The organism is Micromonospora sp. NPDC048842, assembly GCF_040649935.1.
GTDB classification, from domain to species: Bacteria; Actinomycetota; Actinomycetes; order Mycobacteriales; family Micromonosporaceae; genus Micromonospora; species Micromonospora hortensis.
In genome coordinates this window covers 217,530-232,330 of sequence record NZ_JBEZGK010000001.1, presented here as the reverse complement: position 1 = coordinate 232,330, position 14,801 = coordinate 217,530, and the positions used below count along the sequence as shown (strand labels likewise).

At 70.0% G+C, this 14,801-nt stretch carries 15 protein-coding genes; 10 read left to right on the top strand and 5 right to left on the bottom strand.

The genetic code is table 11. The features are described from left to right. Nucleotides 1–149: 149 nt before the first annotated feature. From AB0C19_RS01085 to AB0C19_RS01065, 5 genes are all read left to right on the top strand, one after another. Nucleotides 150–1,028, top strand: coding sequence for a hypothetical protein (locus tag AB0C19_RS01085; RefSeq protein ID WP_357177521.1), 879 nt, complete (start codon nucleotides 150–152; stop codon nucleotides 1,026–1,028). Next, on the top strand, nucleotides 1,021–1,521 hold the full coding sequence (locus AB0C19_RS01080; RefSeq protein ID WP_112639157.1) for a SigE family RNA polymerase sigma factor: 501 nt from the start codon (nucleotides 1,021–1,023) through the stop codon (nucleotides 1,519–1,521). The genes AB0C19_RS01085 and AB0C19_RS01080 overlap by 8 nt, the downstream gene beginning before the upstream one ends. A gap of 230 nt (nucleotides 1,522–1,751) precedes the next feature. Beyond that, complete coding sequence (locus AB0C19_RS01075; RefSeq protein WP_357177518.1) at nucleotides 1,752–2,366, top strand: hypothetical protein; 615 nt, start codon at nucleotides 1,752–1,754, stop codon at nucleotides 2,364–2,366. After that, a complete protein-coding gene (locus tag AB0C19_RS01070; protein WP_357177515.1) occupies nucleotides 2,359–3,270 on the top strand; it encodes a serine hydrolase in 912 nt (303 codons plus the stop codon). The genes AB0C19_RS01075 and AB0C19_RS01070 overlap by 8 nt, the downstream gene beginning before the upstream one ends. 164 nt (nucleotides 3,271–3,434) lie before the next feature. Continuing rightward, nucleotides 3,435–5,906 (top strand): caspase family protein, encoded by a 2,472-nt coding sequence (locus tag AB0C19_RS01065; RefSeq protein WP_357177513.1) that lies wholly within the window; start codon nucleotides 3,435–3,437, stop codon nucleotides 5,904–5,906. Between the two features lie 52 nt (nucleotides 5,907–5,958). Here AB0C19_RS01065 and AB0C19_RS01060 read toward each other — a convergent pair whose 3' ends face one another. Then, entirely contained in the window at nucleotides 5,959–6,441 is a 483-nt protein-coding gene (locus tag AB0C19_RS01060; protein WP_357177511.1) for an SRPBCC family protein, read from the bottom strand. Beyond that, nucleotides 6,438–6,761, bottom strand: a complete 324-nt coding sequence (locus tag AB0C19_RS01055) for a metalloregulator ArsR/SmtB family transcription factor (RefSeq protein ID WP_357177509.1) — start codon at nucleotides 6,759–6,761, stop codon at nucleotides 6,438–6,440. Before AB0C19_RS01055 ends, AB0C19_RS01060 begins: the two co-directional genes overlap by 4 nt. Before the next feature lie 210 nt (nucleotides 6,762–6,971). Here AB0C19_RS01055 and AB0C19_RS01050 point away from each other — a divergent pair, with 210 nt between their 5' ends. From AB0C19_RS01050 to AB0C19_RS01030, 5 genes are all read left to right on the top strand, one after another. Further along, nucleotides 6,972–7,760, top strand: a complete 789-nt coding sequence (locus AB0C19_RS01050; protein WP_357177507.1) for a hypothetical protein — start codon at nucleotides 6,972–6,974, stop codon at nucleotides 7,758–7,760. 16 nt (nucleotides 7,761–7,776) lie between these two features. Next, nucleotides 7,777–8,463 carry a class F sortase gene (locus AB0C19_RS01045; protein WP_357177505.1) on the top strand — a complete coding sequence of 229 codons (687 nt, stop codon included), beginning with the start codon at nucleotides 7,777–7,779 and terminating at the stop codon, nucleotides 8,461–8,463. Nucleotides 8,464–8,510: 47 nt separating this feature from the next. Further along, a complete protein-coding gene (locus tag AB0C19_RS01040; RefSeq protein ID WP_357177503.1) occupies nucleotides 8,511–9,137 on the top strand; it encodes a sigma-70 family RNA polymerase sigma factor in 627 nt (208 codons plus the stop codon). After that, nucleotides 9,134–9,862, top strand: coding sequence for an anti-sigma factor (locus AB0C19_RS01035; protein ID WP_357177501.1), 729 nt, complete (start codon nucleotides 9,134–9,136; stop codon nucleotides 9,860–9,862). Before AB0C19_RS01040 ends, AB0C19_RS01035 begins: the two co-directional genes overlap by 4 nt. 119 nt (nucleotides 9,863–9,981) lie before the next feature. Further along, nucleotides 9,982–11,637 carry a serine/threonine-protein kinase gene (locus tag AB0C19_RS01030; protein WP_357177499.1) on the top strand — a complete coding sequence of 552 codons (1,656 nt, stop codon included), beginning with the start codon at nucleotides 9,982–9,984 and terminating at the stop codon, nucleotides 11,635–11,637. Between the two features lie 9 nt (nucleotides 11,638–11,646). On the opposite strand, the gene AB0C19_RS01025 is transcribed toward AB0C19_RS01030, so the two are convergent. The 3 genes from AB0C19_RS01025 to AB0C19_RS01015 all read right to left on the bottom strand — a co-directional run bounded on the left by AB0C19_RS01025 (nucleotide 11,647) and on the right by AB0C19_RS01015 (nucleotide 14,328). Then, on the bottom strand, nucleotides 11,647–12,582 hold the full coding sequence (locus AB0C19_RS01025; protein WP_357177497.1) for a DUF4394 domain-containing protein: 936 nt from the start codon (nucleotides 12,580–12,582) through the stop codon (nucleotides 11,647–11,649). 296 nt (nucleotides 12,583–12,878) lie between these two features. After that, a complete protein-coding gene (locus AB0C19_RS01020; protein WP_238680842.1) occupies nucleotides 12,879–13,484 on the bottom strand; it encodes a lytic polysaccharide monooxygenase in 606 nt (201 codons plus the stop codon). A gap of 268 nt (nucleotides 13,485–13,752) precedes the next feature. Next, nucleotides 13,753–14,328 carry a hypothetical protein gene (locus tag AB0C19_RS01015; protein WP_357177494.1) on the bottom strand — a complete coding sequence of 192 codons (576 nt, stop codon included), beginning with the start codon at nucleotides 14,326–14,328 and terminating at the stop codon, nucleotides 13,753–13,755. Nucleotides 14,329–14,801: the final 473 nt, after the last annotated feature.

Here is a 14,801-nt window from a genome sequence, read left to right as displayed (position 1 = left end):
TGGCCGTACACGTACTGAGAGCACCGTGTTCGGTCGACGCGGATGGCTGAAAGTTCGCGCCGATATTTGGTAACCAAATCGGCTGGCCAAGCCGTCAGGTCAATGACGGATCGCCACTGGGGGCGGTCGGCCGAGGAGGAATAAAGGACATGGGCGACGTGCGTGGGCGTTTGAGGGACGACCTGGCCCAACATCCCGCCCCGCCGTTGGGTGACCTGGTCCAACAGTCGGTGACGCAGGGCCGCCGACTGCGCCGCCAGCGCCGCCGGGCGCAGTTCGGCGTCGGCGGATCGGCGTTGGCGATGCTGCTCGTGATCGGCCTGGCCGCCGGGCCGCTCGGCGTCGGAGCGGATGACGCCGTTCAGCCCGGCGGGCCGAACGTGGTTTTACCGGGTGGGTCGGCGGACACCGCGACGCCGTCCCCGGCAGAGCCGTCGGATGGCGCCCCGGGCGGGTTCGAAGACGGCGCCGACGAAGACCCCTCTCGGTCAGTGCCGCCGACTCCCTCGACCACTGTGATCGACACCGTGAGGATCGGGGCGGGGCCGGACGGTGAGCTGCTGACCACCACACCGCAGGGCGCGCTGGAACTGCTGACCCGGCTGCTACCCAAGGGGAAGACCAGCGGCTTTGCGAGTCTGGAGAGCAGCGGGGCGGGCTCCGGCATGCCGTCCGTCCAGCTCTACCTGGACCGAGGCGACGGACCGGGCATGCTGCGGCTCTCCATCTACCGGGACCGCCTCGGCGGCGACCCTGTCCCGGGGACTGTGGAGCTGACCGAAGTACCCGACAACTGCGTGCAGCGCCAGATGGTCACCGTGCACCACCGCGCTGGCCTCCAGGTCGATGTCATGATCGCTACCTGTCTGGCCTGGGACGCCAAGGGAACCTCGCCGGCACCGCCCGTCCTCTCCGTGAAGGAGGCGATCGAGGTTGCCGCCAACCCGATCTGGGAGACGAGACTGCCGGCCGAGTACGTCATCAATGGTGCCAAGAGGTTCCCGAAGCTGGCCCGGTCGAATGGCTGACGAAGACTTCGTGGAGTTCGCGCAGGCGACAGTTGGCCGCCTGCGCGACGCGGCGTTCCTGATGTGCCGTGACTGGCATCTCGCTCAGGATCTCACGCAGACGACGCTGGCCAAGGTGTACGCCAACTGGAGGCGGGTCCGTCGGGCCGACGACCCCCACGCGTACGCCCGCAAGATACTGCTGCGTTGCATGATCGATCAGCAGCGGCGTCGTTCCAGCCGCGAGTTGGCGATGTCGGCGCCGCCGGAGCGGGGCGAGGAACATCCGGCCGAGCTGCGTATGACGTTGCTGGACGCGGTCGCGACCTTGCCGTTGCGGGATCGGGCGATCATCGTCCTGCGGTACTGGGACGACCTGAGCGTGGAGACAACCGCCGAGGTGGTGGGCGTCTCCACCGCCGTCGTCAAGAGCCAGAGCATGCGCTCCCTCAACCGCCTGCGCGAGTTGCTCGGCGAGACCCGTTCCGAGCTGTTCGCCGAGGAACGCCATTGACCGGTCCCGTCTGCGGCCTGGGTGCGGCGGATCTCGAAGGGGTCGGACCGTCGGCCGGCAACCGCCGCGTCTGTGCTGCGGCGGCGACGAACGTGCCGCCGCGCGTCATCGGCTGAAGCGCCACCTGCTGTGGCAAGTATCTGTGTTGGGGGAGGTTTTCGGTGTCCGCATCGAGCAACAGGACGAGCCGGGGCCGGATACGCGGCAGAGGCCGGGGTTCGGTCGCGGTCGTGCCGGCGGTCCTGACGGCGTTGCTGCTGATGGCCGCAGGGTGCCAGCGGGGGGAGCCCGGTGTCGGCCCCGACGAGCTGCACACCGCAAACGCGGAACGGGGTGACCCGAGCCCGCTGCTGGGGGCGGGCGATCTGGGAGCGGACTGGCATGAGGACGAGGCGCGAACCGGTCTGGCGTCCTGGCCGTGGGAGCAGGACAGCTGCCCCAACTACAAGAGCAGCGACTACCCGGCCAAGTCGCACCGGCGCGCTGCCGTGCAGCGCTACTACCGGCCGTCTGACGGCTCGCCGTCGGCCCACCACGTCGTGGAGACGTACGAACCTGGGTGGGCCGAGCGGAATGTCGATGACGTCCGTCGGGTCCTCCTGCGGTGCGCCAGCTACCCGGTCCTCGGATCGCAGGTCTCGTTCGACGTCGTGGATCCGCACTATCTGGAGGGCACCGGCATGCTCGTTCGAGGTCGCATCGCGCATGCGGACACCCCGAACACCATCACGTACTTCGTGATGCTGAAACGAGGCGAGACGGTCTCGACGATCCGCCTGCCCGATCCGGGCAGCCGGGACATGGTGGACTCGATCGCGGCGAGGGCGGTGGCCCGCCTTGGCTGAGTGGAGTCGGCAACTGCCGCGCCGCTGGGTCATCTCCGCGGTCGCCATGTCGCTGGCCGGCGTCGGGACGGCCGCCTTCGGTGCCACGCGCGGTCGCGACGGCCACGGAGTCGGACCATCGCACGGCCCATCGCCTACCAGTCCGGTCCCCACGACGCCGGCCGTCGACCGGATCGAGGAGGCGAGAACGCGCATCAATGCCTACGTGCAGCGGTACGACGGCCACCTGGCGGTCGCGGCACTGGATCGGCAAGGAACTGCTGCGGTGACTGTCGGCGCCAAGCGGTTCGAGACCGCCAGCATCGTCAAGGTCAACATCCTCGCGGCCCTCCTGCTGCGCCAGAACCCGCCGGGCAAGGCCCTGGGTTCTGACACCCGGCGGTTGGCCGAGGCCATGATCGTGTCCAGTGACAACGACGCGGCGGTCGCCCTGTGGCAGCGGATCGAGGGCTCGCGCGGCCTCAACGCCGCGAACCGCGCGCTCGGTCTGCGCGAGACCAAGCCCAACTCGCACTGGGGACTCACCACGACCACTGTCGCCGACCAGCTCCGTCTGCTGACCGCGCTGACGTCACCGACGGGGCCGCTGACCCCGCAGGACCGTACCTTCGTCATGGGCCTCATGAAGAAGGTGGTCCCCGAGCAGCGGTGGGGAGTCACCGCCGCGCGGGAGCCGGGCAATCGCTCCGAGTACGTCAAGAACGGCTGGGACACCGCTGATGTCGACGGGGGTCGCTGGCTCGTCAACAGCATCGGGCGGATCGTCGAGGCCCGTCATGACTGGCTGATCGCTGTGCTCTCCGATCATCACGTGAGCCAGAAAGAGGGCATCCGCGTCGTCGAGAAGGCCGCCACGTACGTGCTCAAGGAGCTGCGCGCCGCCACCGCGGAGGATGGCTTCTGATCCGTCGTCCCGAACCTGTCGGAATTCAGCAGCAGCGGTACGTCGTCCACCGGGTGAGATCTACGCTCTGTCGGGCGCCGCTTCGCGTTGTCTTCACGCGCTCCCACCCGTCTCCAGGCGAGGTCCGCATGACTGCCTCCCGCATTTCCGACTTTTCTCTGGTCGTGTCCGCTGACGACGGCACGGGCGGCGACGGCGTCGACGAGTTGGCCGAGATGCTGCGGTTCGCGCTGGTCGAGGCGGGTGCCACTCGGATCGACCAGACGACGACAGGTACCGCGCCCGACGGCACCCGCGGAATCGAGCTGCTCGGCGCAATCGCGTTCATCGTCACCGCCGTGCAGACCGTCGAGGCCCTGACCACTGTGGTGGAGGCAATCCGCGGCTGCCTCGCCCGCGACCCCGGCCGCCGCCAACGAGTGCGGCTGACAGTGGCCGGGGTCGACGTGGAGGTCGCCGCCGACAGCGACGTCGCGCCGATCGTGGCCGCGCTCCTGGCGCAACCCGGCCGGCCCGTGACCGGGCTACGGCGGGCACTCGTGGTCGCGAACGCCCGGTACGACGACCCGGCGCTCGCCGCCCTGCGCGCCCCGACCCACGACGCGGACGCGCTCGCCCGGGTTCTCGGCGACCCGGCGATCGGCGGCTTCGACGTCGAGCTGCTGATGGACGCCGACGAGCGCACCGTCCGGCGGCGGGTCGCTGGATTTTTCGCCGACCGCGACCGCGACGACCTGCTGCTGCTGCATTTCTCCTGCCACGGCGTCAAGGATCCGCACGGCCGGCTCTATCTGGCCGCGCGCGACACCGACCTGACGTCACTGGGCGCCACCGGGGTTGCCGCCGCGTTCGTCAACGATCAGCTCGCGCAGACCCAGTCCAAGCGCGTGATCCTGGTATTGGACTGCTGCTACAGCGGCGCCTTCAACCGAGGCGTGGCGGCTCGCGCCGACCGGAGCGTGCACATCGGCGACGAGTTCAACACCGGCACCGGCCGGATCGTGCTCACCGCTTCCAGTGCGACCGAGTACGCGTTCGAGGGCGGCGACCTGACCCGTGCCGAAGCTGGCACATCGGTCTTCACCACGGCACTGGTCGACGGGCTGGCAACCGGCGAGGCGGACCTTGGCGGCGACGGCGAGATCTCGGTCGACGAACTCTACGACTACACCTACCGGCAGGTCCGTGAGCGGACCCCGGGCCAGACGCCGATGAAGTGGACGTTCGGCGTCGAGGGCAGCCTGACCGTCGCCCGCAGCGTCCGGCCAGCGGCTCTGCCCGAGGCGGTGCTCGCCGACCTGGCCAGTGAGCGGGTAGCCCTGCGACTGGAGGCCGTCACCGCGCTGCGTCGGCTTTGCCGCGGGCCGAACGCGAGCCTCGCCGAGCGGGCCTCGACCGAGCTGCGTCGCCTGCGCGACGAGGACGACAGCGCGCGCGTGCGGGTGGCCGCGACGACCGCACTGGATGGCACGGCCAGTCCGGTCCCGCCGCCCGTCCCAGCCCCCGCGCCGGGCCTTGACCGGGTGCCGAGTCAACGGCCGGCTCGGGCGCGCACTCTGGCAGCGGAGCCGGCGGCCATCTCGGAACCGGCATCCACCCCAGCGTCGACGCCGACGCTCAGGAGAGAGCCCACGCCGAAGCCAGCGGCCGTCGCACCGCGTGTTCGAGATGAGCTGCGGGGGGAGACGTCCTCGACGGCTGGGCGGTGGCCCGCGACGGTGGCGCATCCGACGTTGTTCGCCGTTCTTGTGGCCGTCGGACTGATCGCTGTCGTTCAAGCCGTCGAGATGGTGATCGTCGGCCATGATGCCCGCAACTTCACCGGCATCAACGTGCTCGCCGTCGTCCCGGTCGTCGCTGCGTTCGCCCTGGTTGCGTCTGCGCGGGCCCAGGAGTGGCGCTGGGCGGCCGGGATGGCCGCGGTCCTGGCTCTCACGCTGGGCCAGGCGCTTCTCACATTGTTCAGCGACACCGTCTACGACCACGGTGTGGTGCGTAGCGGTGTCCTGTGGTTCGACGGCAACGCCAGCGCCGAGGGTCCCAACGGATTTCTGCTCCGGCTGGCGGTCAGCGTGCCGCCGATGCTCTGGTTCGCGCTGGTTGGCCCGGCGTGGTCGCCCCGGCCGCGGGCGTGGCGCCGGCTGCGCCAGCCCGGCCTGCTGTCGACCGTCGTCGTCGCCCTTGCCGTGTCGCTGACCGGGGCGGCGATACTCGATCCCGTATCCGATGGCAGCGCAAGTGCGTTCGGCCTCATCCGGCCTCAGCACGGCGCTTCCTACCGGCCGAGCGCCGTCGTCGGCCTGGGCAATGTGTCATCGACGTACGCCCAGACCGGCCACAACTGGGCGACCGCACTGTGGTGCGCCGGTTGGTTGGCGTTGATGGTCACCGCGGCTCTCACGCTCGTGGCGCTGATCCGGGGGCGGCGGATCCGCTGGGCGGTCGTCGTCGGCGTCGGGGTTCTTGCCTCGGTCGCCGGCGGGCTCGTCGCGGGTGGCCGCTACGGACCGTCGGCGCAGTACCTCCTCGCTCGGTACCTGGCGGTGATGACCGTCAGCGTTGGTGTCGGTGTGCTCGCGTACGCGCTGTTCGGCGCTCGGCGGGAACCCTCGGCGAGCCTCGTCGGCGGGAAGTAGCCGCGCTCACCCATCGGCGATGCTCCAGTTCCTCATGGCAGACCGGCGACGTTCAGTTGTCCTCGACGAACAGGTGGGCGTAGCGGGCCAGGTAGAGCGGCCAGCCTTCGTCGTGGGCGACACCGTCGCGGACCGCGGGCCAGCCGGGGCCGTGCCGGTCGAGGTTGCGGTGCTCCAGTTCGACGCGGGTGCGCTGTGGGGTTTCGGCGGTGAAGGTGACCTCCACTTCGCTGGTGTTGGCGAGGTCGGTCTCGACCTGCCAGGTTGGGCTGATGTCCCAGCTGAACACGACGCGTTTCGGGGGTTCGTAGGCCAAGACCCGGGCCCATCGGCATTCTTCGCCGTCGGCGCTGCGATCGTAGATGTGGCCGCCGACCTTCGGCTCGAAGACGGTCTCGGCGGTCCCGGCGCTGAGCAGGGTGTGCTCGCGCGGTTTGAAGTCGCCGAACCGTTCGGTGAACACGGTGAAGGCGCGCTCAATGGGCGCCTGCACGATGATGTGCCGGCGCACGACGACTTCGGCGGTTTCAGTCATGACTCCTCCTCGGTGGGTTGTTCGGCGGCGTCCTGAAATCCTGTGAGGGCGCGGTTCCAGTACGTGTCGAGCTGGTCTCGAAGGGCGGCGACGCCTGCCGGGTTGAGCCGGTAGACCCTGCGGGTGCCGGCGGCGCGGTCGGTGACGAGGCCGGCGTCCTTGAGCACTTTGAGGTGTTGGGAGACCGCCGGCCTGCTGACCGGCAGGACGTCGGCGAGTTCGCCGACGGCGCGGGGTCGCTCGGCCAGGCACGCGACGATGGCGCGTCTCGTTGGATCGCCGAGCGCGTCCCATCCATCATCGGCTTGGTAAGTCGCCACGAACGGTAAGCTAGTACTTACCAAAGGCGGGGTCAAGCGTGCCCGGCCAGACCACCGTCAAGGTCACCTGACCCTGGTGCGCCCGACGGGTCGCCGTCCGGGCCGGAAAAGAATCCGGGCCGAGACCAATCCGCTGAACGGGAGGCGACGAATCCCCCACGACAGCACCTGAGCATCGACGCCGTACCCAGGCGGAGACGGAGATTTGTTGTGAGAGTGTCCCGAGCCCTGCTCGCCGTGCCCGCCGCCGCGCTGGTCCTCGCGTTTCCGGGCGTCGCGCACGCCGACGAGAGCGTGCAGGTCCAGTTGCAGGACCTCAACGAGACCGGCGCCACCGGCACCGCCACGTTGACCGCCACCAGCGGCGGTGACCTGAAGGTCATGATCCGCTCGAAGGGCATGACGCCGAACTCGCCGCACGCCCAGCACGTGCACGGCGCGGCGAACGGCATGGACTTCCACTGCCCGGACAAGTCCGCCGACACCGACGGCAACGGCTACGTCAGCACCGAAGAGGGCCTCAAGATGTACGGGGACATCTTCATCTCGTTGACCACCACCGGAGACACGACCAAGGCCAGCGGCCTGGCGGTGGACCGGATGCCGACGGCCGACGCGAAGGGCAACCTCAGTTACGAGCGCACCATCCCCGCCGCCGACCTGCCCCAGGGCACGATCGCGCACCTGAAGGACCTGCACCTCGTGCAGCACGGCATCGACGCCAACAACAACGGCGAGTACGACATGGATGCGCTCGGGGAGTCGACGTTCGCCAAGTCCGTCGGCGTCAACGGCATCCCCGCCGAGGCCACCGACCCCGCGACGTGCGGCATGGTCAGCGGCGCGGCCGCCGGCTCCGTACCCGCTGGGGGTGTCGCCACCGGCGACGGCAGCACCTCCGGCGGATCGCCGATGATGATCTACGCCGTGGGTGGCCTCGCGCTGCTCGGCGCCGCCGGCGCCGTCGTCGCGCGTCGCCGGCTCGCCGGCGAGCGCTGAACCGACGGCGATCGTGATGGACACCGGCGGCACACCAGTGCCGGCCGCCCGTCGCCGGGGGCGCTACGCGCTCCTGGCGGCGGCCGGCATCCTCACCGTGACGGCGGCCCTGACGATCGGTGTCGCAGTCGCCAACCGGGGCGGCGACCCACCCCGACCCGACGCGTCCGCTGCGACACCAGCCGCGAACGCGTCGCCTGCCCCGGCCACCAGGCCGGGTGAGTTGACCTCCGGACCGCTGATGGCCGGCTCACCGCCGACGCGGGTGTCGATCCCGTCGCTGAAGGCCACCGCCGCGATCGTCGCCCTCGGCCTGCAGGCGGACGGTGCGATGCAGGTTCCTGACAGCGCCACCGACGTGGGCTGGTTCACCAGGGCGCCGACGCCCGGTGCCCTCGGCCCGGCCGTGCTGGCCGGGCACGTCGACTGGAAGGGCCGCCGCGGGACGTTCTTCGACCTGGGCAAGCTGCCCGTCGGCGCCGGGATCACCGTCGACCGTCAGGACGGCAGCACCGCGATGTTCACCGTCACCAAGGTCGAGCAGCAGCCCAAGGACCGCTTCCCCACGGCTGAGGTGTACGGGGCGACCGACCACGCGGCGCTACGCCTGATCACCTGCGGCGGCGAGTTCGACGACACCACCCAGCACTACCGCGACAATGTCATCGTCTACGCGCGCCTCGCCCACGCTCATCCCGCCTAGGCACGAGTGCGGCGGCTCACCGAGCCGTCGCCAGCACAGGAGAGGACATGCCGAGAATGAGCGGTGACCCGGAACAGGGGCGGCGGTTGCGTTCGGTGCCGCCGGACACCGCGACCCCACCGAACGCCGACGAGTTGTTGCCGCGGGTGGCGCGGGGTGACGAGGCGGCGTTCGCCACGCTGTACGACGCCATGGCGGGCAGGGTCCTCGGGATGTCCCGGCGGGTCGTACGCGATCCGGCGCAGGCGGAGGAGGTGACGCAGGAGGTGATGGTCGAGGTGTGGCGCACCGCCGGCCGCTTCGACGCCGGCCGCGGCTCCGCCTCGGCATGGATCCTGACCATGGCGCACCGCCGCGCGGTGGACCGGGTGCGCTCCGAACAGGCCCACACCAACCGCGCCCAGCAGGTCGCCGCGACCGAGACCCACGTCCCCTACGACGAGGTGGTCGAGGATGTGACCGCCCGGTTGGAGCGGGAGCAGGTCCGCCGGTGCCTGGGCCGGTTGACGCCGGTGCAGCGGGAGTCGGTGACCCTGGCCTACTACGGCGGTCACACGTACCGAGAGGTCGCCGAGAAGTTGCAGACGCCCCTGCCGACGGTGAAGACGCGAATGCGCGACGGACTGATCCGGATGCGCGACTGCCTGGGCATCGAGATGGAGGGACGGGCATGAGCGCCGATGTTCACACCCTCGCTGGTGCGTACGTCCTGGACGCGGTCGACGACGTCGAGCGGGCTGCGTTCGAGCGGCACCTGGCCGAGTGCGAGCCGTGTCGCGTCGAGGTGGCCGAGTTGCGGGAGACCGTCGCACGCCTCGCCGACGCCACCGTCGTCGAGGCGACCCCGCCGGGTCTGCGGGAGCGGACCCTCGCTCAGGCGGCCCGTACCCCGCAGCTGCGCGTCAGCGCCGCGGGTGCCAGCGGCGGACGGCCGGCAGGCAGGTGGCGACAGCTCACAGTGGCCGCCGCCGCGGCCGTCCTCGTGGCCGGTGGCGCGAGCGCGGTCACCTGGACCGTCAGCAACGATCGGATCAGCGACGAGCAGGCCAGCAGCGATCAGGCCCGGCAGATCGCCGCCGTCCTGGACGCCCCGGACGCCCGGGTGTTCGAACGGTCACTGCCGCCCGGGGGTGCCGCCACCGTGGTGGTCTCCCGTGGCCGCGACAGCGGTGTGGTGCTGCTGCGTGACCTGCCCGCGCCCGGTCCCGGGCGGATCTACGAGCTATGGCTCATCCAGGGCAGCGAGCCCCGCAAGGTGGGACAGCTCGCCGAGGGGGACAGGGCGTCGACCACTGTCATCGGCCCGGTCGCCGAGGCGGGCACGTTCGGGGTGTCCAACGAGCCCGTCGGTGGCTCGGCCACCCCCACCCGGATCGTGGGTACGGTCGAGCTGAGCTGAGACCGGGCTGGGCTGGGGGCCGGTACATCGGCGCCCGGCCCAGCCCGGTCCGCTGCCCGAGCCCTGGTGCTTCCGGTCACCCCACCCATCCGGACGGCGGACCGCTCCGAACCACTCTCATGGATGACGAGTTGCTCGCCGGCCGGTACCGCAGGCTCCTGCTGATCGGGGACACCGCGACCCCGGGACGCGTCTGGCTGGCACGCGACGAGGTGCTCGACCGGCACGTTGCGCTCAAGCAGATCACCCTCCCAGGATGGGTGAGCGCCGCCGAGCGGTCCCGGCTGCGGGACAGAACACTCGCGGAGGTAAGCGGCATGGCCGCGCTGGATCATCCGGGCGTGCTCGGGATGTGGGACGTGCTGAGCACCGACGGATATCTGTGGCTGGTCATGGAGCACGTACCCTCCCGGTCCCTGTCTGAGGTGGTTGCCACCGACGGTCCGCTGGCACCGGCGGAGGTGGCGCGGGTCGGGCTGCACCTGATCGCCGCACTGAGTGCCGCCCACGCGAGGGGGGTGACGCATCGGGAGGTCCGGCCGCAGAACGTGCTGCTCGTTGACGATGGGCGGGTCATGCTCGGCGGATTCGGTCTGTCGATCTTCGACACCCGGGATCCGGCGACCGTTACCGCGGCGAGCCTGTCGACGGTCCAGTACACCGCGCCGGAGCGGGCCCGCTACGGCAGGGCCACCCCCGCCACCGACCTGTGGGCCCTCGGCGCGACGCTCTACCTGGCCACGGAGGGTCGCCCGCCTTGGAGCCGGCCGTCGACAGTGGCCATGTTCGCCGCCCTGGCCACCGAGGCGCCGGACCGGATGACCGTCGCGCCGCTCGAACCCGCGATCACCGGTCTCCTGTTGCGCAACCCCCGCCAACGCCTCTCCGCGCAGGAGGCCCGTGACCAGTTGGAGCAGGTGGCCGCGGCGACGCCGGCGCCGGTGCCGCGAGCGCGCCGCTGGCCGCGGGTACGCGCCGCGTCGCGCCGTCGGCCCCCGGCCGTCACGCCGACGGTTCCGATCGCCGCGGACGCGATCACTACAATGGTCATTCCGGTTCTGGCGCCCACCACCCGCGATCGGACGACCGGCTGGGCGTTCGCTGGCGCCGTGATGGGCCTGCTGGGAGTCGTGGCCGTCGTCGTCACGGCAACCGGCGTCGTGATCGGCGGCTGGCGCGGCCAGGACAGCACTGTGGCGGCCGAACCTGGCGGTGCGGCGGCCGGCGTGGTGGTGCCGACCGCGACGGCACCGCCGGCCCACCCCTGCCTTGACGATGCCGCCTCCAGCGAGGCCGAGCCGCTGCGGGAGGCCGACGCGCCGCTGCCGTACGCCTTGCCCAACGGGTGGGCGTGGCACCAGGACCCCGCCGGGTTTCTGCTGGCGGTGCCCGAGAGATGGACCCGGCACACCGAGGGCGCACTGGTGTGCTTCCGCGACCCCGCCGAGGTGCGGGCCATCGCCGTCGACCCCGCCGCCGCGGCTTCCTCCGTACCGTCGAGGCGATGGGAGGCCGCCGAGCGCGACGCGCTGACCACCGGGGCGCTGGCCGGCTACCAGAAGATCAGCATCGGGCCGGTCATCCGCCCCGGTGGCGCGGCGGAGTGGGAGTACACCTGCGACCAGGCCGGCGGGGTGCGGCTGCACGCCCGCCGGCTGCTGGTCAACGAGAGCAGAACCCGCGCTTACAGCCTGTCCTGGATCACCCGGGACAGCCAGTGGAACGAGTCCGAACCCTTCCAACGACTAGCCCTCGCAAGCATCCGCCTCGACTGACGCCGAAGGTCACTGCCGCAGGAGCAGGGCGAGATCGACGACCACGTGCCCGTTGAACAGGCCGGTCGTCTGAGCCGCGCCGGTGAGCAGGTCGACCCGGTACAGCCGGGAGCCGGCGATGCCGTTGAGTACGGCGTAGGCGTTGTTCGCCACGGCGCGGTCTCCGCTCAGCGGACTGTGGATGTCGAAGCCCGCGTGGAGGTTCGCGTTCACTCCCAGTGCGCCGGTGGCCACCAGTTGCCCGGAGTTGGCGGGAGATTGCAGGGCAACCTGGTCGAGGGTGGTGTCGATGTCGAACAGAGTCGTAGCGGTGGCGGGGTTGAGGTCGTTGTTGGTGTACGCCGCGCCGGTGACACCGACGGCTGCGGTGCTGGGCGGGTAGGTGAGAGGGCCGTCGACAACTGTCGTGCCGCCGGCGTTGATGTTGTGGCGCAGGTTCTGGCCGGTGTCGCTGATGATCCGGAGTCGGTCGGCGGCGGGGTTGAAGTCGACGCCGAACGACGTGCCGCTCAGTGCGACGGTCAGTTGACTGACCTTTGTGGCCGCTGCGGTGCGCGTGTTCAGCGCGTAGACGCCGCCGGTGTTGCCGACGCCGTAGAGCTGGCCGTCCTGGACGCGAAAGTCGATGCCGATGAGGATTTCGGTGCCGGGCAGGTCGACCGGGCCGATGGTGCAGGCCAGCGCGGGGCGGTTGGCGGCGAACTTGATCAGCTGCTGGTTGGCGGTGAGGCCGATGGCGACGAGCCCGTTGCGGCCTCCGGCGTTGAGCAGGTCCCACAGCAGGGTGCAGGTCCCATTGCCCAACGAGGGTAGGCCGCTGGACGGGACGGTCGCTGTTGTGCGTTGGCTTGGTTGGGCGGCGGTGACCGGCGTCGCGGTGATCCCGATGCTGGCGACCATCGTTGTGGCGGCCACGAGCAGCCCTCGGCGAAGCGTACGGTGCATGAGAGGCACTTCCTTGATCAGATGCACCGACGGGCTCCTCGGCGGAGTCCGACGCCGTTATCGGCGATGGTGCAGGGATGAACTCCCTGCTCAGAGCCTATGTAGAGGCGATCCGCAGCATCTGTCGGGATTTGGCCCCTCCTCCAACTTTCGCACCTTCTGCACAGTGCGGTCGGGATCCGCCGGCCGGTACGCCATCCGGCGGGGTGGGATGGAGGGCAGGGCCGGAAGAACGATCCGGCTCAGGGCACCAACGCCCTGAGCCGGAACGGTTCTGTAGCTGTTGGTTCTGTCGATCAGGTGACGTTGATGTCGCTGCACCACATGTAGGTCTGGTCCAGGTGCGACGCCCTCCAGAGCACGAACAGGATGTGGTTCCCGCTACGCGACGGGAGCGAGACGTTGAACGAGATGTTCTGCGCCGGCGCGTAACGCCCGGTCGTCGTGATCAGGTCGAGGTTGCCCCATCCGAGCTTCTGGGTGGATGGGTTGAACCCCTGCTTGGTGACGTAGACCTGGAAGTAGTCAGCGCCGTGGCTGGCCTGGTCGTACAGCTGGACCGTGAGGTTGCGGCTGACGGTGGTCGTCTTCCACGCCCCTGGCTGGTTCACGCTGTCGTTCCTGGACAGGGCGTTGCTGCACAGCTGCCCGTCCGGGGTGCGAGCCTGGTACTGGCCGCCGAGGCCGTCACGCAGCTGGCTCATCCAGTTCCACATGGTGTCGGGATTGGCCTGGAACGCCCGCCAACACATGGGGTCTTGCTGCTGCATGGCGGGGTTCATGTGCTGGTTGCCCCACGCCTTCCAGCATTGGTAGGCGCGACTCATCGGGTTGATGATCGTGCCGTGGGCCTGGGCTGCCCCGGTGAAGGGCAGCATGCCGGCCACGATGGCGAACACCATGACGAATGCTCGCAGGGACCGACGGACTGGTGACCGGGATCGTCCGCCGGATCGATCGGACTTGAGTGAACGCACTGTTCATCCTCCGCTCTTCGGGACTACAGATCAGCTTGGGAACGCTCCCAAGCCAACTGTTGCATCTATCGACTCAAATATCAATCGTTATCTATCTATGGTCGGATGTGGATCGAGCTGACCGGCGTGTCCGCAGCCGCCCGGTTCGGATCCGGGTGCGGGTGACGACCGCGCCACCGGCCGCCCGGCACTGTCACAGGCCGGCTGCGGCGTCGTACCGGCGACGCTGGTCGGCCATCTCCGACTCCGACAGCGCCTCCTTGAGCGCCAGATCCGCGTACTTGGGCGGGAGCATCTGCCGCACCCGGTCGGTGAACATGACCTCGGCGGTCGCCTCGACCACCTGGATGCCCGGCGGGTCGCTGGACATATCCATGATCACGGGACCGGCCAGTTTGACCGCCACGTCCCACGGGCGCTTCTGTTCGGCGACCCCGCAGAGGTGGAAGCCGTAGACCGTCTGCACCTCGGTGAGCGCGGTGGCCTCGGTCGGCTCGTAGCCGTAGACGCGGACCCCGCAGATCACTGCCGGCTTCTCCGTGCTGGCCGCCTGCTGGGCCCCGTGCCCGGCGTGGTTGTGCTGCCCCGGGTCCGCCTGTTCGAGCGTGGTACGCATCCGGGCGATGATCTGCGATTGCAGATCCGCCGGTTTCGCGTCCGGGTCGGCCCGGTTGACCAGTACGACCGCGCCGGCCGACACCACCAGCAGGATCACCGCTACCCACACGAAGCGGTTCCGGTACCAACCCGCGAAACTCTCTCGGGACATCACGATTGCTTCTCACCTCGTCGCCGGTTCTGGTGCTGGCAGGCCGAATCAGACGCCCCCGGCGGGTCAGGCGTCGAGCGCGTCAGCCGTTGGGGGGACGTGCCGGGGGGTTACCTACGGCGGGCGAGGATGATTGCCCGGCAAGGCGCCCGTCGTCGTAGAGATGGCCCGGCGATCCGGCAGGCGAAGGTCCGCCAAGGCGGCGCGCTGCCGGCGCTGCGATGCTCCCGTGCTGGCCGTTCCCAGCGCGGTTGCCCCCGCGCTGCGGCGATATCAGCCATTCCAACACGTCTGGGCCGGCTCTGGCAACATCGACGAGCATCAGCGTGGATTTGACCCGGCCACCGGCGCCTTCGTCGCGCACGCGTGCTCATCGCCGCACCGCCGCCGGTCTCCTCGAACGGATCCGCAGCGAGCGCAACCGGGATCGGATATGGTGCGTGACACCCGATTTGCCGCTTCCAAGGGGAAAT